Here is a 22,566-nt window from a genome sequence, read left to right on the forward strand (position 1 = left end):
CAGGCCAAAGCTCAAGCCCAGCCGGAGAGCTCGCGGCGAATCAGCTGCTCGATCATCGCCATTCCGGCACTGCCGTCGTTGAGGCATGTCAGTGTCGCGTATTCGCTGCCACCCGCGGCCAGGAAGCTGTCGCGGCCCCGGATAGCCAGTTCCTCAAGGGTCTCCAGGCAGTCGGCCGAGAAGCCTGGCGCGGCCACGACCAAGCGGCACGTGCCGCTGCGGGCTTCGCTCTCGATCACGGTGTCGGTGGCGGGCTCGAGCCACTTGGCGCGGCCGAAGCGGGATTGGAACGTCGTCGTGATCCGCAAATTCGGGAAGCGGCCGGCAAGCGCCGAGGAGAGCAGGCGCGCGGTCTTCTGGCAGTGGCAGTAATATGGGTCGCCGAGACGCAGCGTCCGCTCGGGCATGCCGTGGAACGACAGCAGCAGCGTCTCGGGCACGAACGGCAGCGCGTCGATCTGGGCGCCGAGGTCTTGAGCCAGCGCGTCGATGTAGCCGGGATCGTCGTAGTACGGCGGCAGCGTGCGCACAGCAGGCTGCCAACGCATCGCCGCCAGCGCCTTGCACAGAGCATCCATGACCGAGGCGTTGGTGGCCGCCGAGTACTGCGGATAGAGCGGCGCCACCAGGATGCGGTCGCAGCCTTGCGCCTGCAGCGCGGCGAAGCGGTCGCCGAACGCTGGCTTGCCATAGCGCATCGCCCAGTCGACGATCACGCCATCGCCGATCCCTTCGCGCAAGGCGCGCGCCTGGCGTGCGGTAATGGCAGCGAGTGGCGATCCATCCTCGCCCCATACCTGGGCGTAAGCGTGTGCGGACTTGCGCGGTCGGGTGCGCAGAATCACGCCATGCAGGATCGGCCGCCACACGGCCCGCGGGATCTCCACCACGCGGCGGTCGCTAAGAAACTCGGCCAGGTAGCGGCGCACGGCAGCGGGGCTCGCATCCTCAGGCGTGCCGAGGTTGACGAGCAGCACGCCGACGCGGCCGAAGGCAACGCGCGGGTGATCAGGGGGCCGGGTCACACATCCTCCGAAAGCAGGGGTAACTGCCGCAAGCGCAGCCCGGTTGCCGAGAACAGCGCGTTGGCGACAGCAGGCGCCACGGCGGCCACCCCGAGTTCACCCGGATCGGCAGGTTCGGCCACGCTCTTGACGAAGGCAACCTCGACCGAGGGGCAATCCGCCAGCACCGGCAGGCCCAGTGCGCCGAGCCGCCCGGTGACCGGCAGTCCGGCTTCGTACGCCGTGCTGCACCCGAGCGCGAGCCCGAGGCCGAAGACGAGGCCGCCCTCGATCTGCTGGCGCGCGATATCCACATTGACGATGCGCCCGATGTCGGCAACCGCGCTCAGCTTGTCGACGCGCACGCCGTCTGCATCGCGCCGGGCACTGGCAACCACGGCGATGCGGCCTTCTCCGATCACGTGGCAGGCGATGCCCTGCCCACTGTTATCGGCGCCGCCGCCCCACCCCGATAGTGCGGCGACACGCTGGAGGCATTCGGCCAGGCGTGGGTCGTTGCCCAGCATCGCCATCCGATACGCCAGCGGTTCGCGGCCCGCACGATGCGCCAGTTCATCCACGAAGGATTCGGTGAAGAAGGCAGTGTAGCCGTGGGCGTTGCCGCGCATCCGTCCGCTTGGCAGAGGCACCTCGGCGGGCACGTGGTCGATCGCCAGGTGCTCGATGGCATAGGGTGGGACGGCGCCGGCCAGGACCATCGCGTCAGCCTCGCCCCGCACGGCGGCGATCGCCTCCAGCGGCGCATCCCCGTGGAGCAGCCGGCGGCCGAACTCCTTGGCCGCGGGCGGCGCGGCGATCCGCGCGCGCAGCCCGCCCAGGCGACCCGCCGGATCGACGTTGGCGCCCAGCACCGCGATGACGGGCGTGCGTGGGCGGCCGGCAATGTGCTCCTGCTTGCGCGACCACATGAGCTGCACCGGGCGTCCGCACTCTTTGGCGACCAGCGCCGCCTCCACCACATGGTCGTGCTCCAGGCGCCGATCAAAGCTGCCGCCCAGCGGCATGGGATAGAGCGTAACCAGCAGAGGATCGATGCCGAGCGCACTTGCCGCCGCAGCCCGTGCGGCTTGCGGCGCCTGCGTTCCCACCCAAAGCTCCAGCCGACCCTCATGGAAGTGCGCGGTGGCGCTGGCCGTCTCGATCGTGGCGTGCAACGCGGGGGCGACTTCGTAGCGCAGCTGCAGCGGCAGGCGGCCCGACAAGTAGCTGTCAGGGTCACCGCGACTGTGGATGCGCGTAGCATCGCCCGTTTGCATGGCCTTGTCCATGGCCTCGTCGATCAGGCTGCTGTCGGCGCGGTCGGTGGCGGAGAAGCCTGCATCGATCCGGGAGAGCGCGGTATCGGCCGCCCACCAGTTGGTAGCGACGGCGGCGATCCACTCCGGATTGTGAACCAGCGTGATGAGGCCGCGAACGGCGTGCGCCGCCTCCTTGTCGTAGCCCGCAAGGCGCGCAGCCCCGATCGGCCCGTGGCGGATCGAGGCATGGACCATGCCCGGCAGGCGCACGTCTCCTGCAAAGACCAGACTCCCATCGACTTTCGCGGGCAAGTCGAGGCGCGGGAAAGTCTGGGGCGAGCCGGCGGGCAAGTCGTCGGGGTTCTCACCCGGTGCCTCGGCGCGCAGCGGGGGCGTGCCCGGCGGGTCGAAGCGGGCGGCGAGGCTGGCCAGCGGGCCGAACGGCAGGCGCTTGCCTTCATGCACGACGAACCCCTTTGCGGTGCCGCATTCCTGCCAGGCCACGTTCCAGCGGCTGGCGGCGGCCATGCACAACAGCGCTCGCAGCGAGGCCGCGACATTGCGCACTTGCGCCTCGTAGGCGGCGAGCGCCGTGCCGTCCGCGGTGACGGTGAAGGCATGGTCCTGCGCCCAGCGGCGGACCCAGGCGCCGCCCTCGCCGACGAGCCAGCCGGGCGTTGCCGGCATCGTCAGCTCCGCCCACTGCGCGGCAAGCGGCACGTTGGCGTACAGCGGACTGATCGGCGCGGGCTCCACTGCGATCTGGCGCCAATCGGCACCCAGTTCCTGCGCCGCGACTTGCGGGATCAAGGTGGTGACGCCCTGCCCCATCTCGACTTGCGGCACTGCGACGGTGACCACGCCATCGGCGGCAAGCTTGATCCAGGCGTCGAACGCGACCTCGTCCTTGCCGGGCGTCAACGGCAGGGCATAGCGGCGCGGGCGCACCATGTAGCCGACGACAAGCGCACCGCCTGCCAGACCACCGACCAGGACGCCGCGGCGGCTGGCCATGGCTCAGCGGCGCTCCGCCAAGACGCGCCGGGTCACTGCGACTCCAGCCAATCGGCCAAACGCCGCGCGATCTGCACGAACGCTTCTGCCTGCGGCCCCTCGCCCGCGGCCGACGGTGTACCCGCATCGCTCTCGCGGCGGATGACAATGTCGAGGGGGATGCGGCCCAGGAACGCGTAGTCGAATTCGATGGCGGTGTTCTCGGCGCCGCCATGGCCGAACGGATCGCTAACCTCGCCACAGTGCGGGCAGGCGTAACCGGCCATGTTCTCGACCAAGCCGATCACCGGCACGCCGCCCTTGTCGAACAGCCCGATCGCGCGGGTGGCGTCGATCAGCGCCAGGTCCTGCGGCGTCGAGACGATCACCGCGCCATCGGGCTTGAAGCGTTGCAGCATGGTCAGCTGGATGTCGCCGGTGCCGGGCGGCAAGTCGACGATCAACACGTCGACATCGGTCCAGTCGCCTTCCAGCATCTGCACCAGGGCATTGCCCGCCATCGGTCCACGCCAGGCGATCGCCTGGCCGGGTTCGGCCAGGTGCGCCATCGACAGCACCGGCACGCCCCAGCAGCTCTGCACCGGGATCAGCTGCTTCTCGCGCGCGATCGGGCGCTGCCCTTCGGTGCCGAGCAGCCGCGACTGAGAGGGGCCGTATATGTCCGCATCGACCACACCGACCTTGTGGCCCGCACGCTGCAACGCCACTGCCAAGTTGGTCGAGACGGTGGACTTGCCAACCCCGCCCTTGCCGGATCCAACGGCGATGATCCGCGGCTTGCGCGGCGCAGCGGAGCCTCGCTCCGCCGTCATCGCGACGTGGACTTCCGAGACGCCCGCGGTGCCTTCAAGGGCAGCACGCGCTTGCTCCTCCAGGCCGGTTCGAGCCGCTGCATCCAGTCCCGATGCATCGAGCACTAGGATCGCACGGCCCTCGTTCAGCCGCAGCGAGGTAATCCGCTCAAGCACTTGCGCAGGAAGGTGCGCCTTCAGCGCTTCGACGGGGTCGCTCGACATGTCCTCTCCGGATGGTTCGCGCGACCCCTAGCAAGGAAAAAGCGCGAGAAGGACACTGTTTTTAGCGACAAGCCGTTCCTATAACGACAGCCATGAAAAGGATCGGTGGTGCACTGGCACGCGGGGCGCTCGCCATGTCGGGACGTCGCAGCCCATGGGGCGGTGGCGACGGCAAGGACGGAGAGCCGGGGGATGAGCCTGGCAAGGGCAGCGCGTCAGGAGACGGCGGCCCAAGTGGAGGCGGCAGGGGCGAAGGTCCTTCCGAGCCGGCGCCTCCTCCTGAGCGCGGCCCACGCAATCCCTGGCTGCCGCCCAGCAGCGGCACGCCGGGCGAACGCCCGCGCCGCTCGGCCAGCATCGAGGATATCTTCAAGTCGCGCGATGCACGCAAGCCCGGCAATGGTGGCGGCGGCGGTCGCCCGGGCGGCATGCCGCGCATGCCCGTCCGCCCCGACGGCAAGAGCTGGCTGCCGCTGATCGTCGCAGGCGTCGTGCTGGTCTGGCTCGGCGTTACCAGCGTGCACATGGTGGGCCCGAAGGAAGAGGGCATCGTCATGACCTTCGGCAAGTATGCGCGCACGATCGGCCCGGGCGTGTCGGTGACACTGCCCTGGCCGCTGCAGACTGTCGAAGTCGCGGACGTGACCTCGATCCAGCGCTACACCATTCCCGAGGGCGAGGGTGAGAAGCTGATGCTCACCAGCGACCAGAACCTGGTCGACCTCTCATATCTGGTGCGCTGGAACATCAAGAACCTGATGGACTACCGCTTCCGCCTCTCCGATCCGGAGGACACCGTGCGCGAAGTGGCCGAGGCGGCGATGCGCTCGGCGATCGCCGAAGTGACGCTGGACGGGGCCCTTTCGGGCGCAGGCCGCGCACAAGTCGAACAGGCCGTGCGCGAGCGCATGCAGCGCGTGCTCGATTTCTATCGGGCTGGCGTGGTGGTGCAAGGCGTAGAGGTCAAGAAGGCCGATCCGCCCGCGAAGGTCATCGGGGCTTTCCAGCAAGTCACCGCGGCACAGCAGGATGCCGAGCGGGACCGTTCGAACGCACGCGCCTGGGCGCAGCAGCTGCTTGCCCGCGCGCAAGGTGACGCCGCCGCCTTCGACAAGGTGTACGAGCAGTACAAGCTCGCGCCCGAGGTCACCAAGCGACGCATGTACTACGAGACGATGGAGCGCGTGCTGAGCAACAACGACAAGGTCATTGTCGAGACGAACGGCGTGACACCTTACCTTCCGCTGCCCGAAGTGCGGCGGCGCACTTCGCCGAGCCCCTCGCCATCGGCTACGCCCGGAGCACCCGCGACAAGCGCGACCAGCGGGGGAGCGACGCCGTGAACACCCTCTGGCATGACTACAAGGCGCCGATCGTCGCCGCCATCGTGCTGCTTATAGCGCTGTTATCCAGCGTGATCATGGTGCCCGAGGAAGAGCAGGCTGTGGTGCTGCGCTTCGGCGAACCGGTGCGCGTGATCAACCGCTATCGTCCGAACGTCGCGTATGGCAGCACGGGCGCCGGCCTTTCGCTGCGCATCCCCTTTGCTGAGCGCGTGATGCGCATCGACAAGCGGCTGCTCTCGCTCGACATGCAGCCCCAGCAGGTGCTCTCCACCGACCAGTTGCGGCTGAACGTCGATGCTTATGCCCGCTTCCGCGTGATCGACCCGGTGAAGATGGTCCGCACCGCCGGCTCGCCCGAGCGCGTGCAGGAGCAGCTTGAGCCGATCCTCACCTCGGTGCTGCGCCAGGAACTGGGCAAGCGCACGTTCCGCTCGCTGCTGACGGCCGAACGCGGCCAGGCGATGGAGAACATTCGCGCCGGCCTCGACAAGGAAGCGCGTGAATATGGCGCGCAGATCGTCGACGTGCGGATCAAGCGTGCCGACTTGCCCGAGGGTGCGCTGGAAAGCGCCTTCTCGCGCATGCAGGCCGCACGTGAGCAGGAATCGACGACGATCCGCGCCCAGGGCCAGAAGCAGGCGCAGATCACCCGCGCCGATGCCGAGGCGCAGGCTGCCAAGACCTACGCGGACAGCTTCGGTAAGGACCCGCAGTTCTACGACTTCTATCGCGCAATGCAGAGCTACGACTATGCTTTTGCCGAAGGCGAGGCCGGTACGACCATCGTTCTGTCGCCTGACAACTCCTACTTGAAGGAGTTCAAGGGCCGCTGAAGCCCGGCTTCAACGCGTTTATTCCCGTTGTTGCCGTCGCCTGTGGGAACGCCGGCCATTCAATACCGGTTAAGCCGCCAACGCCTGAATTCTCGAGGGTGCTCGGCGGCGAGCCGGATAGGACGGGGGGTCTCCTGGATGTGGGGGCCACCGCATTGGAGGAAACAAAGGACGTGAAGCCCGTGCGCTATGCTTATGGATTGACCACCGCCCTGCTGGTCGGCGGCGCGACCGCCACGCTCGTCACCGGCCTGCCCGCCGGCGCGCAAGTCGCCCAGAACGAAGCCAGCCAGATGACCAACGTCGTGCCCAGGGCTGGCGCACCGGGCAGCTTCGCCGATCTGACCGCGCAGCTCGCCCCTGCCGTGGTCAACATCTCGACCCGGCAGCGCGTGCAGGTGCAGTCGCAGCAGAACCCGTTCGCCGGCACGCCCTTCGAAGGCCTGTTCGGCGGCCAGGGCGGCGGCGGCAACCAGACGCGCGAGGCGCAGTCGCTCGGCTCCGGCTTCATCATCTCGGCCGATGGCTACATCGTCACCAACAACCACGTCATCACCGCCGACGGTAAGGGATCGCAGGTCGAATCGATAACCGTCACCATGCCGGACGGCACCGACTACCCCGCCAAGCTGGTGGGCAAGGATCCCGAATCCGACCTCGCCGTGCTGAAGATCAGTGCGTCGAAGTCGCTGCCTTTCGTGAAGTTCGGCGATTCCAGCAAGTCGCGCGTGGGTGACTGGGTGATCGCCATCGGCAACCCGTTCGCGCTGGGCGGCACCGTGACCGCTGGCATCATCTCGGCCGTGTACCGCAACACCGGCGGTGGCGCGTACGATCGCTACATCCAGACCGATGCCTCGATCAACCGCGGCAACTCGGGCGGTCCGCTGTTCGACATGAACGGCACGGTCGTGGGCATCAACAACGCGATCTTCTCGCCCACCGGCGGCAGCGTCGGCATCGGCTTCGCGATCCCGGCGGAGACAGCCGCACCCATCGTGCAGAAGCTGATCAAGGGCCAGGCGATCGAGCGCGGGTACCTGGGCATCCAGATCCAGCCGGTTACCGAGGACCTTGCGGCCTCGCTCGGCATCGCCCGCAATCGCGGCGAATTCGTCCAGGCCGTGACCCCCGGAGGCGCCGCGGCCGCCGCTGGCCTGCAGGCCGGCGACGTGGTGGTCCGCATCGACGGCAAGGAAGTGACGCGCGAGCAGACGCTGAGCTTCATCGTCGCCAACGAGCGTCCCGGCACGCGCATCCCGGTCGAGGTGATCCGCAACGGCAAGCGCCTGACGCTGAACGCCACGGTGGGCAAGCGTCCGACGCAGGAGCAGCTGGCACAGGAAGACTTCGGCGCCGATCAGGGCCAGGGCCAGGATCAGGACGACCTGACGCAGCCGCAGCAGGATCCCAATCCGGCGCTGAGCAACCAGTCGCTCGGCTTCGCGTCGATCCCGCTGACGGCGCAGATCGCCCGCCAGCTCGGCGCGGCCGATGGCACCCGCGGCGTGGTGGTGACGGCCGTCGACCCCAGCTCCGACGCCGGCCAGAAGGGCCTGCGCCGCGGCGACATCATCCTCTCGGTCAACTACCAGGACGTGACCGGCCCGCAGGACCTCGACGCCGCCGCACGCACTGCCAAGAGCACCAACCGCGACGCCGTGCTCCTTCGCGTTCAGCGCCGCGGTCAGCCCGCCGCCTACCTGCCGATCCGCATCCGCTGATTGCGCCAGCTCCCAACCTCCTCCGTTAAGGGAGGAGGTTGGGAGCTGGGTGTACTTACGCCGGCGTGGACGCGCCGCCTGGCAGCATCGCTCCTCCACCTCGCACCCCTCCCCGCTTTGGAGGGGAGACTCAGCCGAAGATGATCATGCCCCAGGCGTTCAAGCCGGCCGCGGCGCGTCCAGCAGGCGCCTTGGCATGGCGAACGTGAAGCAGGTCTCCTCCGGGCTCGACGTGACGTTCAGCTCCCCATTGTGCGCCTTGGCGATGGTCGCTGCGATGAACAAGCCCAGGCCCAAGCCATGGCGCGCATCGCTCTGCCCTCCGCGCTCAAACGGTTGGAACAGCCTCGCCTGCGCGCCCGGAGAGATTTCATCACCCGCATTGGTCACGGAGATCTCCAGCACGCCGTGATCCGTGCGGCAGCGCACGGTAACCGGTTCGTCGGGCGAGCCATGCGTCAGGGCATTGCCTACGAGGTTGGAGATCAGCTGACTGACGCGCTTGGGATCGCAGAACACAGAAGCTTCAGTGTCGCAATCGATGACGAGCTCGCGGGCCGGGTGATGCGCGGCCAACTCATCGACGACTTGGACGACCAGTGCCCCGACGTCGCAAGCGACGAAATCCAGCGCAATGCCGTCACCCAGCCGGCCGCGTGAGAAATCGAGGATGTCGTCGATCAGCAATGCCATGCGATCGACACTGCCCTGCATCCGGTCCAGGATCAGCGCCGTGCGCTCCTCATCCGGCTTGCTGCGAAGCATGGCGACGCCCGCCTGCACGGAGGCCAGCGGATTGCGCAGGTCATGGCCGAGCATCGCCATGAACTGCTCACGCTGGATACCGGACGTACGCTCGGCATCGAGATCGGCTTCCGACAGGTCCAGCCGATTGGCCATGTTCAGGTGAAAGCCGATCAGCTCGGCGAACATCTGGAAGATGTTGCGAATTTCAGGGCGATCCAGATCCCGCGGCTGAGGATCGATCGCGCACAGCGTTCCCCACATGCTCCCATCGCCAACGATGATCGGCACGGAGATGTAGCTTCTGAAGCCGTATATACGCGGCGTGTGGTGATCGCGGTACACCGGGTCCGCCTGGGTATCGCTTATAATGACTGACTGGCGTGACTGGCGTATGTCGTTGCAGATCGTCGTATCGAGCTTCAGGTCCCCGCCCGGCTTCAAGCCGAAGTCGATATCGTCGCGAACGGCGCAGGCGACCCATTCCGTTTCGGTGACGCGCGCCACGGCAGCAAAGCCCATCCCGGTCACCCTGCACACGGTGTCGAGGATCGTCGGGACGGCTTCTATCCGGCCGACGACCTCAACAGCATGAGGCTGCGCCATGGCGCGCTGAGCTTTGATGTCCATACGAAGTCATTAGTGGGGCCGACGGGTCCCGAGCAAGGTCCATCTATGCACGGGCAGCGGAGACGCAGCCCCGCAGCGTTACTGCCCGTACGCAGGGGACGTCGTCGGCCGCGGTTGCGGCACGATCCGCACCGGCTGCTGAGGATTCGACCCAGGACGATAACCTCCTGGCGGCGGCGGCGCCCGACGTAGCGCCGGGTCATCCTGGCGCTGGCGTCCCGTCGCCTGCTCCAGGAAGTCATCACCAGCTGCGGCAGGTGCACCGCCCTGTTCCGGATCGCCGCCTGGGGGAGTGCCAGGGCCCACCGAACCATCCTCGTAGCGCGATGGCCCCTCATCGGGACGACGCCGCCCGGCGCCGCCCGGTTGGATCAGGTTGCCGTTATCGTCGGTGTAATAGTAGTCCTCCGGGCTGCCGCTCATCTGCTCGTCGTCGGGTTCCAGCTGCCATTCGGGGAGCTTGAGCTCGGTATCGAACGGCTTGACCGGTCGGCCCTTCACCGCCGTGCGCATGAACGCCGCGAAGGCCGACGCCGGCGCATGGCCGCCCTGCAGGCCCGGCACAGGCCGGGCATCGTCGCGGCCCATCCACACGCCGGTAGTGATCCCGCTAGAGAAGCCCAGGAACCAGCCATCCTTGTTGGAGCTGGTGGTGCCGGTCTTCCCTGCTACCGGCCGCCCGATCTGAGCCGCTCGGCCGGTGCCCGTGGCGACGGCGGACTGCAGCAGGTCGGTGATGCCTGCGGCAACATGCGGCGGCACCAGCACTTGCCCTGCCTGGACCTTGTGCTGGTAGAGCAGCTCGCCCTTGGTCGTGGTCACCTTGACGATACCGTAAGGCTCGATCGCGGTGCCGCCGGCCGAAATGGCCGCGAACGCGCGGGTCATGTCGATCACCCGCACTTCGGACGTGCCCAGCACCATCGAGGGGTTGGTCGCGACCGGCGTGGTGATGCCGAAGCGCCGCGCCATCGAAGCCACCGTGCCGAACCCGACTTCGTTGCCGAGCGAGGCCGCGACCGTGTTCTTCGAGTACGCAAAGGCGGTCCGCACGTCGATCTCGCCCGCAAAGGTGCGGCCCGAGTTGTGCGGGCTCCAACCCTGGATCGTCACCGGCTCGTCCACCACGCGATCGTCGGGCGTGTAGCCCGCCTCCAACGCAGCGAGGTAGACGAACAGCTTCCACGCCGAACCCGGCTGGCGCATCGCCTGGGTCGCACGGTTGTAGTTCGAGTTCACATAGTCGGTGCCGCCGACCATCGCCCGCACGGCGCCGTCGCCGTCGAGGCTGACCAGCGCGCCTTGCGCCCCCTTGGGCACGTTGCCGTCGATCGCCTGCGTCGCGGCGCGCTGCATGCCGGTGTCGAGCGTGGTCCAGACTTCGATCGGCTCATCGGTATCGGGCAGCAGCACGTCGAGCTGCGGCAGCGCCCAGTCAGTGAAGTAGCGGACCGAGTTCTGGCCCTTCTCCTTGGCGATCTTCACCGCATCGAGATCGATGCTGTCGGCATCGGCGTACGAGATCACGCCGGCCTTCGCCATCTGGCTCAGCACGACCTTGCCGCGGTTCTTGGCGGCATCGACGTCGGCGGTCGGCGAGTAGTTGGATGGTGCCTTGACCAAGCCAGCGATGATCGCGGCTTCGGCAGTCGACAGCTCGGTCGCCGGATGGCCGAAGAACTTGCGGCTGGCGGCGTCGATGCCATAAGCGCCGCCGCCGAAGTAGACCTTGTTGAGGTATAGCTCGAGCACCTCGTCCTTGCTGAACTTGCGCTCGATCGCCAGCGCGAGCACGCCTTCGCGGATCTTGCGGCCGAAGGTGCGGCTGTTGTTCAAAAAGATGGTGCGCGCGAGCTGCTGGGTAATCGTCGACCCGCCCTGCCGCCAGCGGCCCTTCTCCACACGGACCATGACCGAACGCGCGATACCCAGCGGATCGACACCGGGATGCTCGCGGAAACGCCGATCCTCGACTGAGACGATCGCGTCCTTCATCACGTTGGGGATACGCTCGTAGGGCAGCCACTGGCCGTAGCTAGGCCCGATCGAGACCAGCTCGGTCCCATCGCGCGCGCGCACGACGATCATCTGCCCATTCTGGCTGCTTTGCAGCGAGGAGAACGAGGGCAGCTCGCGCGCGGTCATGAACACCGCGGTGCCCAGGAAGATCGCAGCCAGCAGCGCGAGCGCCGTTCCCCAGATCAGAACGCCGCGCACGATGCGCCGCCACAAGGGTCTGCGCGCCGGCCCAGGCACCGGCTCGACGGAACGGCGGCCCGGACCTTCGCGGCGCCGGCCGGTATCTTTCGGCATTCCTGGTACGAACCCCCGTAACGAGCGATCAACAGCCTGCGACGCCTACACCGTGGCGCAAGCTTTTGTAACCCGCGCTTAACGGCGCTAAGTGCGCAAGCTCAGGCCTGGGTACCCTGCGCTCCATCCTTGGGCTCGAAATCCAGCGCCGCCGAGTTGATGCAATAGCGCAAGCCCGTGGGTCCGGGACCGTCAGGGAACACGTGGCCGAGATGGCCCTCGCACGTGGCGCAGCGCACTTCAGTGCGGACCATGCCATGGCTGGCATCGCGATGCTCGTCCACGGCGCCGCCCTCGACGGGTGCGGTGTAGCTCGGCCAGCCCGACCCAGAATTGTACTTGGTGTTGGACGAGAACAGAGGCGAACCGCAGCCGGCGCAGGTATAGAGCCCGTCCTGCTTGTTCTTCTCGTACTTGCCGGTGAAGGCGCGTTCGGTGCCGGCCTGGCGAAGCACCTGATACTGCTCCGGGCTCAGCTTCTCGCGCCACTCGGCTTCGGTCAGTTCGACTTTGTCGGTCATGCGTGTGATCTCCTTGGATGCCAAGATGGCGATCGTTCACCGCCATTTCCAGCGTGAGGACCCGTTCATGCGCTACGGCACTCGTCCGTCCTGGAAACGCTCGCGCAACGAACCTTGCACTTATGTGAACCAATTAATCCTTGTTGCGTTTGAATCGCAGAAGCGACCTTGCCTTGCAGCGCTCCGCGCCCGTATGGCTTAACAAATGTTGAGAGTTGGAGTGCTTTAGTGAACGATCCCTTGGGCAAAGCACGTCTTTTCCTCAAGGGACGCCTTCGCCACGCGCTGAGTGATCAAGAGGCCGCGCTGCTCGACTCCGTGATCGACGACGGGGAGCGCGTCCCCGATGGTTATCTGGTGCAGCGCCGGGCCGTGCCGGCCACGCACAGCACGCTCCTGCTTGACGGCTTCATTGCCCGGGTCATCGATGATGGCGGCACGCGCAATATCGTCAGCGTGCAAGTGCCCGGCGATTTTGTCGATCTGCATGCCTTTGCGCTGAAGCGGCTCGATCACGATGTCGTGACGATCGGCCCCGCGCTGCTGGGCAGCGTGGCGCACGAGAAACTCGCGCAGATCGTCCGAGACGAGCCGCACCTGACGCGGGTGCTGTGGTTCTCCACGCTGCTGGATGCCGCGATCCATCGCGAGTGGATCCTCAAGCTCGAACAGTTGAAGGCCGAGGAGCGGCTGGGCCACATCATGTGCGAGTTGTGGCATCGGCTGAACTTCGTCGGGCTGGCCGACGCGCATGGGTTCAACATGCCGCTGCTGCAGACGCACCTCGCGAATGCCTGCGGCACGACCGCGGTGCACATCAACCGGGTGATTAAGGCCGTGCGCCAGCGCGGATTGCTGGAGATCAACCGCGGCCGCGTCACCATGCCCGACCGTCCGGCGCTGGAGCGCTTCTCGCATTTCAAGCCGGACTATCTCTATGGGCATGGCTCGCTGTTTCTCAGCGAGGATTTGCGGGAGCCTTAGACCGGTTGAGACCCTACCGTGCAAGGGGAGGACCTGACCAAAGTTCTTACAACTCCGGCAGCGCCTGCTCTGCGAAACCCCAGCCTTTCAGCGGCTTGCCCTGCGCTCGCTGCAGCAGCTTAGCGCTATCGGCAATGGTGAAGCCGTTGGCACGATCAAAGCCGTCGAGTTCGTCCCAGGCGATCGGCACGGCGACAGGCGCGCCGGCCCGCGCCCGGGCGGAGTAGGGCACCACCGCCGTCGCGCCGCGCTGGTTGCGCAACCAGTCGATGAAGATCTTGCCCTTGCGCTTGGCCTTGCTCATCGTTGCGACGAAGCGATCCGGCTCGGCCATCGCCAGCGCCTCGGCAAAGCGCCGGGCAAAGTCCTTGTGCGTGTCCCAATCGTGGTCTGGAGTGAGCGGGGCGATCACGTGCACGCCCTTGCCACCCGACAACATGGCATAAGTCGTCAGGCCTAGGTCGGCGAGACGATCGCGGATGTCCTTGGCCGCGCTTTTCACATCGCCGAAGTCGAGGCCTTCGTCGGGGTCGAGGTCGATGATCAGGCGGTCAGGCCGTTCGACCGCGTTCGCCCGCGCGCCCCAGCCGTGGAATTCGATCGTTCCCATCTGCACGCACTGCAGCAGCCCGTCGGCGCTCTCGACGTAGAGATAGTCCTCGCTGCCGCCGTCCTTTTCGCGGACGGGCACATGGTGGACGTGCTCGCCGAACGTCCCACTGTCGTGCTTCTGGAAGAAGCACTTCTTCGCCCGGCCTTGCGGACAGCGCACCAGGCTGATCGGGCGGTTGCCAGCGAAGGGCAACATGATCGGTGCGACTTGCGTGTAATATGCGGCGAGTTCGCCCTTGGTCTGGCCGCTCTCGGGGAAGATCACCCGATCGGGATTGCTGATTGCAACAGTGGGCGCGGCGGCGGGAGCCTTTGCCGGCGTTTCGGGCGCCACCTGTTCTGCCGGCTTGTCGCCACGCAGACCCAGGAAGCTGGCGTGCCGCACCCGTCCTTCGCCGGTGAATTCGGCAAAGGCGATCTCTGCGACGAGTTCGGGTCTGACCCACTTGGCTCCGCGCGCCTCGACGCGCGGCACCTCCAGCGGCGCCTTGTCGAGACCAATCGGCTCAAGCTTGCTCCAGAGGTCGGCGAGAGTATCACCATCGAAGCCGGTGCCGACCTTGCCTTTGTAGACCAGCTCGCCGCCTTCGTTCTGGGCCAGCAGCAGGGAGGCGAACGGCCGTAGCTTGGTGCTCGACTTGGTCCAGCCGACCACCACGAATTCCTGCCGGCTGATGCACTTGACCTTGACCCAGCTCTGCGAGCGCTTTCCGAGGTATGGGGCGTCGATCTTTTTGGCGATGATCCCTTCCTGGCCCGCCGCACACATCGCACCGAACAGCTTCTCACCCGCGCCGATGACATGGTCGGCGACATGGATCGGCGGCTGCGCCTGCGCCAGCAGCGCTTCCAGCCGCTCTTTGCGCTCGATGTTGGGCAGGCTGGTCAAGTCTTCGCCATTCAGCTCCAGCAAGTCGAAGGCGAACATCTCCAGCAGGTCCTTGTCGGTCTGCGAGCCATGACCGCGCTTGAGCACCGCCTGCAATGAGGAGAAATCCGGATTGCCGTCCTTGCCATAGGCGACGATCTCGCCGTCGATCAGGCATGGCGGCAAGTCGAGCGCGGCCAGCGCGCGCACCAGCGGTGCGAACTTGTCGCTCCAGTCGTGGCCGTTTCGGGTGTAGACGACCACTTTCTCACCAGCCGCCGCGACCAGCGCTCGGTAACCATCGAACTTGATTTCGTGCATCCACTGGTTGCCGGCGGGTACGGCATCGACCAGCGTCGCAAGTTGCGGAGCGCGAAAAGCCGGCGGCTTGCCTGCGCCCTTGCGCTTCGGCCTGGCAGGCTTGGACTCGGCCGCGTTGTGCTCGGCCGCGGCCTCCATCTGCGCGGTGAAGGCCTTGCCTTTCTTGCCGGCAAGCGCGAACTCGCCCTGCTTGTCGGCCTCGATCTCGGCTAGCGAGCGGCCGGTGAGCACGCTGGTCAACGCGTGTTCGACCAGCTGGTCGCCTTCCTGCGCGAACTGGTCCTTCACCTTTCGCAGCAGCCAGTTCTCGCGCTTTTCGCCAGGACGCGGCTTCAGGCGGATCAGCATCCACTCGCCTTTCATCCGCTCGCCATCGAGGGTGAAGTGCAAGTGCCCTTGCTCCAGGTCCTTGGCACTCTTGCCCGCGATCGGTGCCCAGGTTCCCTTGTCCCAGAGCATCACGGTGCCGCCGCCGTACTCGCCTTTCGGAATCGTGCCCTCGAACTCTGCGTAGCTGAGCGGGTGGTCCTCGGTGCGCACCGCCAGGCGCTTGTCGTCGGGATCGGGGCTCGGGCCCTTGGTGACGGCCCAGGACTTCATCACGCCGTCGACTTCGATGCGGAAGTCCCAATGCAACCGTGTCGCCGCGTGCTTCTGGACGATGAAAAGGTTGCCGGTGTCGCTCTTGGCCGCCTTGCCGGCAGGCTCGGCGGTCTTCTTGAAGTCACGCTTGGCGTTGTATTCCGCGAGGGGATCGGATTTCGTGCGCGTCGCCATGGCTCAGCCCTCTCCTGGGCTGCACGAAGGCGCGGTGCCGGTAGCCCACACGACCTCGTCACCCTGAACTCGTTTCAGGGTCCATCGTGCCGTACGCCCTGTGCTCGGTGTCAGTAAACCGCCGATGCCGATGGCGCCCCCACCCGTCAGGCTATCTCGACAGATGGACCCTGAAACGAGTTCAGGGTGACGATGAGCATGACGACGGTTCGGCTGGCCGCTCATGCGCGTTTACGCGCGCGCGGAGCGGGGGCATCGGTGGTTTTCTTGGTCGGCGCCTTCTTCGCGGGCGCCTTCTTGGCAGGTGCCTTTGCCGGCGCCTCCTCCTTCTTTGCGGCTGCCTTCTTGGGCGCTGCCTTCTTCGCCGCCGGCTTCTCGCTCGCAGCAGCGCCGCTGCCCACCGAGCGCTTGAGCGCCGCCATTAAGTCGATCACGTTCGAACCGCGGCTGGCAGGTTCCTCGACATCCTCGAGGATTTTCTTGCCCTTGGCCTTGGTCTTCTTCTCGATCAGGCCTTTCAGCGCGTCGATATAGCGATCGTGGAACTCGGCCGGCTCGAAAGGCGCGCTCTTCTTGTCGATCAGCGTCGTCGCCAGGTCGAGCAGGTCTTCGCTCGGTTTGTCCTCGGGGATTTCGTTGAAGTAGCTCTGCGCGCGCTTCACTTCGTCTGCATAGCGCAGCGTCTCCATGACGATGCCCTTGCCGCAGGGCCGCAAGGACACGAGCTGCTCACGCCCACGCACCGACAGCTGCCCGAGCGCGATCTTCTTGGTCTTGCGCAACGCCTCGCGCAATACGACGAACGCCTCGTCCGCCAGATCGTCGGCCGGAACGACGTAGTAAGGCTTCTCAAAATAGAACACGTCGATCTCGTGCTGATCGACGAACTGGACCAGTTCCAGGGTCTTGCGGCTCTCGATCTTCACCGCCTCGATCTCGTCGTCTTCCAGCAAGACGAAGTTGCCCTTCGACACTTCGTAGCCCTTGACGATCTCGTCGTGGTCGACCGGACCGATGCCCTGGACCACCTTCTCGTAATTGATCGGCTTGCCCGAGGGCTCATGAATCTGGCGGAAGCTGATCGCCGCGCCGGACTTCGTGGCGGGATAGATCTCGACCGGAATCGAGACCAGCGCCAGCCGGATCTGACCCTGCCAATACGCCCGTGCCGCCATGTCACGCTCCTTTTCGCGGAGTCCATAGCTCGCGAGGCGGAGGAGGGTTCCCGTGGGTGGGAGTGGTTCTTCCAAAGGATCGAAGGTATCCGGGACGACGCCTCGTGAGGCGCGGAAAGGAGGCGCCGCCCCGGAAAGGTGCGTCCGGCTTATTGCTGGCCGGATCGCCCTGGCTCGTTGGCTCAGTCCTGCGGGATGACCCAGTGGATCGAGCCGGAATAGGTGCCGCTCACGCGTGCGCCGCTGCCGTCCGTTGCGGGTTCGAAGCGGGCGCGCTTGGCGACATACTTGCAGGTCGCCGCGTCGAGTTCGGCAGCGCCGCTGGAGCTGGTGACGCGGCAGTCGGTGACCTTGCCATCGCCGCCCACGGACACTTCGAAGCGTGCGATGCCCTGCTCGCCGCGACGCAAGGACACGGCCGGGTAGTCGCTGGTAGTGACCCACTGGACGGGATCGTTGCGCGGGCGCACCGACTTGGGCGCAAAGGCCGGCTTGTCGACGAACGGCGTGGCACTCGGCCCCGGCGGGTCGATGGTCGGTGGATCGATCGGCTTGATCGGCAGGTTGACGATGAAGTCATCCGTCGCGAAGCGATTGGGTGCAGCATCGAGAGGAGGCTGCGACCGTGCACGTGGGGTCTGCGCAGTTGCCGTCGCCTGCTCGACCGGCGTCACCTCCGGGGGCGGAGGCGGCGTCTTCTCGATCGGGATGTTGGTGCCCTGCAGCACGGTCGTGAACTTCTCGACGTATTCGACACCCAGTCCCGTTACCAGGCCATAAAGCGCCATGCCGTGCAGGCCCGCGACGGTTACAACCGCCAGGGTCTTGTTCCTGTTCGGCATCCTTTCAGCGTAAGCCATAAGGACATCCTCTCCATGTCGGGGCTTCTCAACTGCGGTTCGTCGCAGCGGAGCCTCGATCATGTAAGAAGCTACCACGATTATAGAAAAGGCAAACAGCTTTTTACTAAGCAATACAAGCATGTACTTAAACCTGCTTACCATCACCTAGCTAAGTACCTACCGCACTGCAGCAATCGCCTTCTGTCGTCGGCGCTGGACCGAGCTGCCGAGACCGATTGCCTCGCGGTACTTGGCAACCGTGCGCCGCGCGAGATCGTAGCCCTGCGCCTTCAGCAGATCGACAAGCGCGTCGTCGGAAAGGATCGCCTTAGGCGCTTCGGCATCGATCAGCTTGCGGATGGCGGACTTCACCGCCTCGGCCGAAGCGCCCTCGCCGCCAGCCGTCGAAATACCTGAGGTGAAAAAGTATTTTAGCTCGAACGTGCCCCGCGCGCAGTGCAGATACTTGGAAGACGTGACCCGGCTGACGGTGGATTCATGCATGCCGATCGCTTCTGCCACCGTCTTCAGGGTCAAAGGCTTCAGGTGCGAGACGCCGTTGCGGAAGAAGCCTTCCTGCTGCTTCACCAGTTCGCTCGCGACCTTAAGGATGGTCTTCTGGCGTTGGTCCAGCGCCTTGATCAGCCAGTTCGCATCTGCGAGCTTCTCGGAGAGCCACCCGCGTGAAGCCTTGTCGCCGCAGCTGCCTTTCAGCTCCACGTAGTAGCTGCGGTTGACGATCAGCTTGGGCAAAGTCGCCTCATTGAGCGCGATTCGCCAGCCGCCATCGCTTGCCGGCTCGATCAGGATGTCGGGCGTCACTGCGCCGCCGCTCTCGCCGCCATAGCGCAGGCCGGGCTTGGGATCGTAGCCGCGCAGCTCGGCCAGCATGTCGGCGAAGTCTTCCTCGTCGACACCGCACATCTTGCGCAGGCGGGCGAACTCGCCGCGCGCGACCAGGTCGAGGTTGTCGATCAGCCGCGCCATGCACGGATCGTAGCGGTCCGCCTCGCGCGCTTGCAGCGCCACGCATTCGGACAAGTTGCGTGCGCCGACGCCAGTGGGGTCTAGCGCCTGCACGGCGGCAAGCGCCTCTTCCCCATCGGCAAGCGGCACGGCCAGGTCCTCGCAGACCTCGCGCAAGGGCACCGGCAGGTAGCCGGCATCGTCGAGCAAACCGATCAGATAGCGCGCGATGCCTGCCACATGCGGATCTGGAGCGACGAGGCCGATCTGCGCCTCAAGGTGCTCGACCAGCGTCTCGCCCAAGGCACCGCGCTCGTCGATGCCGGGCCCCTCCTCGCCGCCGCCGAGCCGCAGCTCGCTGCTCCAGGATGTATCGAGGCCGTCGCCGGTGTCACGCTCGGGCGCGGCCGCGGCAGGATCGATGTCGAGCGGGCGGTCGTCGGCGGCTCGGCCCTCGCCGATCAACTGGTCGACGCGCGAGCTTTCCAGGCTGGTCGCGCGGGGGTCCGGCAGTTCCGACGCGTCGCCGATCGCAGGCTCTGCCGGCGCGGCACCGACGTCGAGCAAGGGATTGGCCGCCAGCGCATCGCCGATGAAGGTCTCGATCTCGAGATTGGACAGCGCCAGCAGCTTGATCGCCTGCTGCAGCTGCGGCGTCATCACCAGCGACTGGCTCTGCCTGAGATCGAGGCGTGGCCCCAGCCCCATCGCTTAGCTGCCCGTGGCAGGACTCACAGCGTGAAGCCCTCGCCCTGCCAATGGATTCACAAGGTGAATCCTTCACCGAGATACAACCGTCGCACGTTCTCGTCGGCGACCAGCGCTTCGGGGCTGCCCGCGAAGAGCACCTGGCCGCCATAGATGATGCAGGCCCGGTCGACGATGTCGAGCGTTTCGCGCACGTTGTGATCGGTGATGAGAACGCCGATGCCGCGCGTCTTCAGGTCCTTCACCAAGTCGCGGATGTCGGAAATCGAAAGCGGATCGATGCCGGCGAACGGCTCGTCCAGCAGCATGATCGACGGCTTGGCCGCCAAAGCGCGCGCGATTTCGCAGCGGCGGCGCTCGCCACCCGAGAGCGCCATCGCGGGACTGGAGCGCAAGCGGGTAAGCCCGAATTCCTCCAGCAACCGCTCCAGCTCGGACGCGCGCAGGGCCTTGTCGGGCTCGACCAGCTCGAGCACCGCGTTGATGTTCTGCTCGACGGTCATGCCGCGGAAGATCGAGGTTTCCTGCGGCAGGTAGCCGAGCCCCAGGATCGCGCGCCGGTACATCGGCAGGCGGGTGACATCGACGCCATCCATAAGGATGCGGCCCGAATCGGGCTTCACCAAGCCCATGATCGAATAGAAGCAGGTGGTCTTGCCGGCACCGTTGGGTCCGAGCAGGCCCAGCACCTCGCCCTTCGCCACGGATAGCGAGATATCGGTCAGCACCGCCCGCTTGTCGTAGCTCTTGGCAATCGAGATCACCTCCAGGCCGCCGTGCAGAGCCAAGGCCTCGGTATCGATGGCGTCGGGCGGCGCGTCACGCGTCGTGGAGGCAGTGTCGGTCATTGCCGTGCGGTTTACGCAGTGCTCGGAAGGCAGGCAAGGCGGCTTTTGTCGGCCTTGAACCGGAGTGGCAGAATTCGTGCATGGGAAGCAAGGAGCGCGGCTGACGTCTTCGTCCCATAGCAAGCACTCGGCCCGATGCGGTTGCATTTGTCGTCAACCCGCTTGCTCAAATCGCAAGACGGTGATCTAGTAAGCCTGAAGATCGTGCCGAGCGAGAAGAGGACGCCGGATGGACAAAGCCACGCAGCGCAGTGCCGCCTTGCCGCACGCACGGTCCGATGTCCGCGTCGACTGGCGCCGCCGGATGAGCGATCACATCGCCTACGCGCTGCTGGTCTATACCGCGCTCCAGATCTTCGTGACCATCGGCGCTCTCAAGGCGCACGGCGGTTCGTTGCTGCCCTACCTCGCGCTCATCATCCTGGTCGTCGCGATCATCCCTGCCTGCCGCCGTTTCGAAGCGCGCTGGAACCGCCTGGATGACGAACAGGCGCACGATCCCGCGCTCGCGCCGCATTACCGTCGCGACCGCTTCGCACTGTGGCTGCTGGCGATCGGCCTACCCTTCGCGCTCACCGCGGTCTTCAAGGGCCTGGCGATTGTCTTCGCACGCTGATGCCCGCACTTTAGCCAAGCGATTGCCCTGACCCGCTTGCATCCCTAGTTCGGCCTCCAGGCCAGGCGAACGCCTGCGCCCAGGAGACCTGTCGACAATGCTGAGCCCGCAAGAAGCCACCGACCGCGCTGCCGATCTCATTGCACGCGCCCGGCAAGCAGGCGCGGACGCAGCCGATGCCGTCTACTCCGCCAACGCGTCCGAAGGCATCCAGGTCCGCTTGGGCAAGCTCGAGGACGTCGAGCGCTCGGAGGGCGAGCACATGGGCTTGCGCGTCTTCATCGGCCAGCGTTCGGCCAGCATCGGCTCGTCCGACCTCAGCCCCGCCGCACTCGACGAACTGGCCGAGCGTGCGGTGGCGATGGCGCGCGCCGCGCCCGAGGATCGCTTCGCCGGCCTCGCCCCCGCCGAAATTCTGACCCATGCGCCGTTCGCCGACTTCGACCTCTACGATCCCGCAGACCCCGGCGCCGAGGCCTTGCGCGCCGCTGCCGAGGAAGCCGAGGATGCAGCCCGGGCGATCGAAGGCGTCACCAACTCCGACGGTGCCAGCGCCAGCGCCGGCTTCAGCGTCTTCGCGCTGGCCACCAGCCACGGTTTTGCCGGCGGCTATCGCGGATCGAGCCATTCGGTCAACGCGAGCATGGTCGCGGGTGACGGTGCGGACAAGCAGCGCGACTCGAACTGGCGCCACACCCGTCACCGCAGCGACCTGCCTTCACCCGCCGAGATCGGCGCGCTGGCCGGCACCCGCGCGGTGCAGCGGCTGCGTCCGGGCAAGCTGCGCAGCGGCCCGATGCCCGTCGTGTTCGACCCGAGGGTGTCGAGCGGCATCATCGGCCACCTGATCTCAGCCATGTCGGGCAGCGCCATCGCGCGGCGCAGCAGCTTCCTGCTCGACAAGCGCGACGCACAGTTGTTCGATCCGTCGCTGCGCCTGGCGGAGAACCCGCATACCCCGCGCGGCACCCGCTCGCGCCCCTTCGACGGCGAGGGCTTGCCGACCACGCCGCGCAACCTCGTCGAGGATGGGCGCATCACCGGCTGGCTGATGGACAGCGCGTCGGCCCGCCAACTGGGCGAGAGCCCGACCGGCCACGCCGCGCGCGGCGGCGGCGGTGCTCCGGGCGTGACGGTTGGCAACGTCCATCTCGAACCGGGCGAGCTGTCGGTGGAGGAACTGATCGCCGACATCACGGAAGGCGTGCTCGTGACCGAACTGATCGGCCAGGGCGTCAACGGCGTCACCGGCGACTACAGTCGCGGCGCGAACGGACTGCGTATCGTGAACGGCCAGATCGCCGGCCCCGTCGCCGAATTCACCGTCGCCGGCAACCTCCTCGCCATGTTCGCGCAGATGAAGCCTGCCAACGATCTGGAATGGCACCGCCCGATCAACGTACCGACCTTGCGCATCGACGGCATGACGGTAGCGGGAGACTAGC

At 66.4% G+C, this 22,566-nt stretch carries 17 protein-coding genes; 6 read left to right on the plus strand and 11 right to left on the minus strand.

Annotation, left to right across the window (positions count from 1 at the left end):
- Positions 1-11: 11 nt before the first annotated feature.
- The 3 genes from hemH to GV044_RS18150 are packed head-to-tail and all read right to left on the minus strand — an operon-like array spanning position 12 to position 4,293.
- Positions 12-1,025 carry a ferrochelatase gene (gene hemH, locus GV044_RS18140; protein ID WP_159873462.1) on the minus strand — a complete coding sequence of 338 codons (1,014 nt, stop codon included), beginning with the start codon at positions 1,023-1,025 and terminating at the stop codon, positions 12-14.
- Positions 1,022-3,277, minus strand: a complete 2,256-nt coding sequence (locus GV044_RS18145) for a molybdopterin cofactor-binding domain-containing protein (protein ID WP_159873464.1) — start codon at positions 3,275-3,277, stop codon at positions 1,022-1,024. The genes hemH and GV044_RS18145 overlap by 4 nt, the downstream gene beginning before the upstream one ends.
- A gap of 32 nt (positions 3,278-3,309) precedes the next feature.
- Positions 3,310-4,293, minus strand: a complete 984-nt coding sequence (locus GV044_RS18150; RefSeq protein ID WP_159873466.1) for an Mrp/NBP35 family ATP-binding protein — start codon at positions 4,291-4,293, stop codon at positions 3,310-3,312.
- Positions 4,294-4,385: 92 nt separating this feature from the next.
- Between GV044_RS18150 and hflK the strand changes: the two genes are divergently transcribed.
- The 3 genes from hflK (at position 4,386) to GV044_RS18165 (ending at position 8,196) form a co-directional block, all read left to right on the plus strand.
- The gene (hflK, locus tag GV044_RS18155) at positions 4,386-5,636 is read left to right on the plus strand and encodes a protease modulator HflK (RefSeq protein ID WP_236555081.1); all 1,251 of its coding nucleotides are present in this window, start codon (positions 4,386-4,388) and stop codon (positions 5,634-5,636) included.
- Positions 5,633-6,472 (plus strand): protease modulator HflC, encoded by an 840-nt coding sequence (gene hflC / locus GV044_RS18160; RefSeq protein WP_159873468.1) that lies wholly within the window; start codon positions 5,633-5,635, stop codon positions 6,470-6,472. The genes hflK and hflC overlap by 4 nt, the downstream gene beginning before the upstream one ends.
- A gap of 182 nt (positions 6,473-6,654) precedes the next feature.
- Complete coding sequence (locus GV044_RS18165; RefSeq protein ID WP_201299158.1) at positions 6,655-8,196, plus strand: Do family serine endopeptidase; 1,542 nt, start codon at positions 6,655-6,657, stop codon at positions 8,194-8,196.
- Positions 8,197-8,355: 159 nt separating this feature from the next.
- On the opposite strand, the gene GV044_RS18170 is transcribed toward GV044_RS18165, so the two are convergent.
- From GV044_RS18170 to msrB, 3 genes are all read right to left on the minus strand, one after another.
- On the minus strand, positions 8,356-9,570 hold the full coding sequence (locus GV044_RS18170) for a HAMP domain-containing sensor histidine kinase (protein WP_236555082.1): 1,215 nt from the start codon (positions 9,568-9,570) through the stop codon (positions 8,356-8,358).
- 78 nt (positions 9,571-9,648) lie between these two features.
- Positions 9,649-11,883: a transglycosylase domain-containing protein gene (locus GV044_RS18175; RefSeq protein WP_159873470.1), complete on the minus strand. Its 2,235-nt coding sequence runs from the start codon at positions 11,881-11,883 to the stop codon at positions 9,649-9,651.
- 101 nt (positions 11,884-11,984) lie between these two features.
- On the minus strand, positions 11,985-12,404 hold the full coding sequence (gene msrB, locus GV044_RS18180) for a peptide-methionine (R)-S-oxide reductase MsrB (protein ID WP_159873472.1): 420 nt from the start codon (positions 12,402-12,404) through the stop codon (positions 11,985-11,987).
- 228 nt (positions 12,405-12,632) lie between these two features.
- Here msrB and GV044_RS18185 point away from each other — a divergent pair, with 228 nt between their 5' ends.
- Positions 12,633-13,388, plus strand: coding sequence for a Crp/Fnr family transcriptional regulator (locus GV044_RS18185; protein ID WP_159873474.1), 756 nt, complete (start codon positions 12,633-12,635; stop codon positions 13,386-13,388).
- 46 nt (positions 13,389-13,434) lie between these two features.
- Here GV044_RS18185 and ligD read toward each other — a convergent pair whose 3' ends face one another.
- The 5 genes from ligD to lptB form a co-directional block, all read right to left on the minus strand.
- Positions 13,435-15,966, minus strand: coding sequence for a DNA ligase D (ligD, locus tag GV044_RS18190; protein ID WP_159873476.1), 2,532 nt, complete (start codon positions 15,964-15,966; stop codon positions 13,435-13,437).
- A gap of 221 nt (positions 15,967-16,187) precedes the next feature.
- Positions 16,188-17,141 carry a Ku protein gene (locus tag GV044_RS18195; protein WP_159873478.1) on the minus strand — a complete coding sequence of 318 codons (954 nt, stop codon included), beginning with the start codon at positions 17,139-17,141 and terminating at the stop codon, positions 16,188-16,190.
- 182 nt (positions 17,142-17,323) lie between these two features.
- Entirely contained in the window at positions 17,324-18,001 is a 678-nt protein-coding gene (locus GV044_RS18200; RefSeq protein WP_159873480.1) for an energy transducer TonB, read from the minus strand.
- Positions 18,002-18,160: 159 nt separating this feature from the next.
- Positions 18,161-19,657 carry an RNA polymerase factor sigma-54 gene (gene rpoN, locus GV044_RS18205; RefSeq protein WP_159873482.1) on the minus strand — a complete coding sequence of 499 codons (1,497 nt, stop codon included), beginning with the start codon at positions 19,655-19,657 and terminating at the stop codon, positions 18,161-18,163.
- Positions 19,658-19,713: 56 nt separating this feature from the next.
- Positions 19,714-20,505, minus strand: a complete 792-nt coding sequence (gene lptB, locus GV044_RS18210; protein ID WP_159873484.1) for an LPS export ABC transporter ATP-binding protein — start codon at positions 20,503-20,505, stop codon at positions 19,714-19,716.
- A gap of 229 nt (positions 20,506-20,734) precedes the next feature.
- Between lptB and GV044_RS18215 the strand changes: the two genes are divergently transcribed.
- Both GV044_RS18215 and GV044_RS18220 read left to right on the plus strand, forming a co-directional pair.
- Positions 20,735-21,121 carry a hypothetical protein gene (locus GV044_RS18215; protein ID WP_159873486.1) on the plus strand — a complete coding sequence of 129 codons (387 nt, stop codon included), beginning with the start codon at positions 20,735-20,737 and terminating at the stop codon, positions 21,119-21,121.
- Positions 21,122-21,218: 97 nt separating this feature from the next.
- Entirely contained in the window at positions 21,219-22,565 is a 1,347-nt protein-coding gene (locus GV044_RS18220; RefSeq protein WP_159873488.1) for a TldD/PmbA family protein, read from the plus strand.
- The last annotated feature ends 1 nt before the right edge of the window (position 22,566 follow it).

The sequence above is a fragment of the Novosphingobium sp. 9U genome (assembly GCF_902506425.1).
GTDB lineage: Bacteria > Pseudomonadota > Alphaproteobacteria > Sphingomonadales > Sphingomonadaceae > Novosphingobium.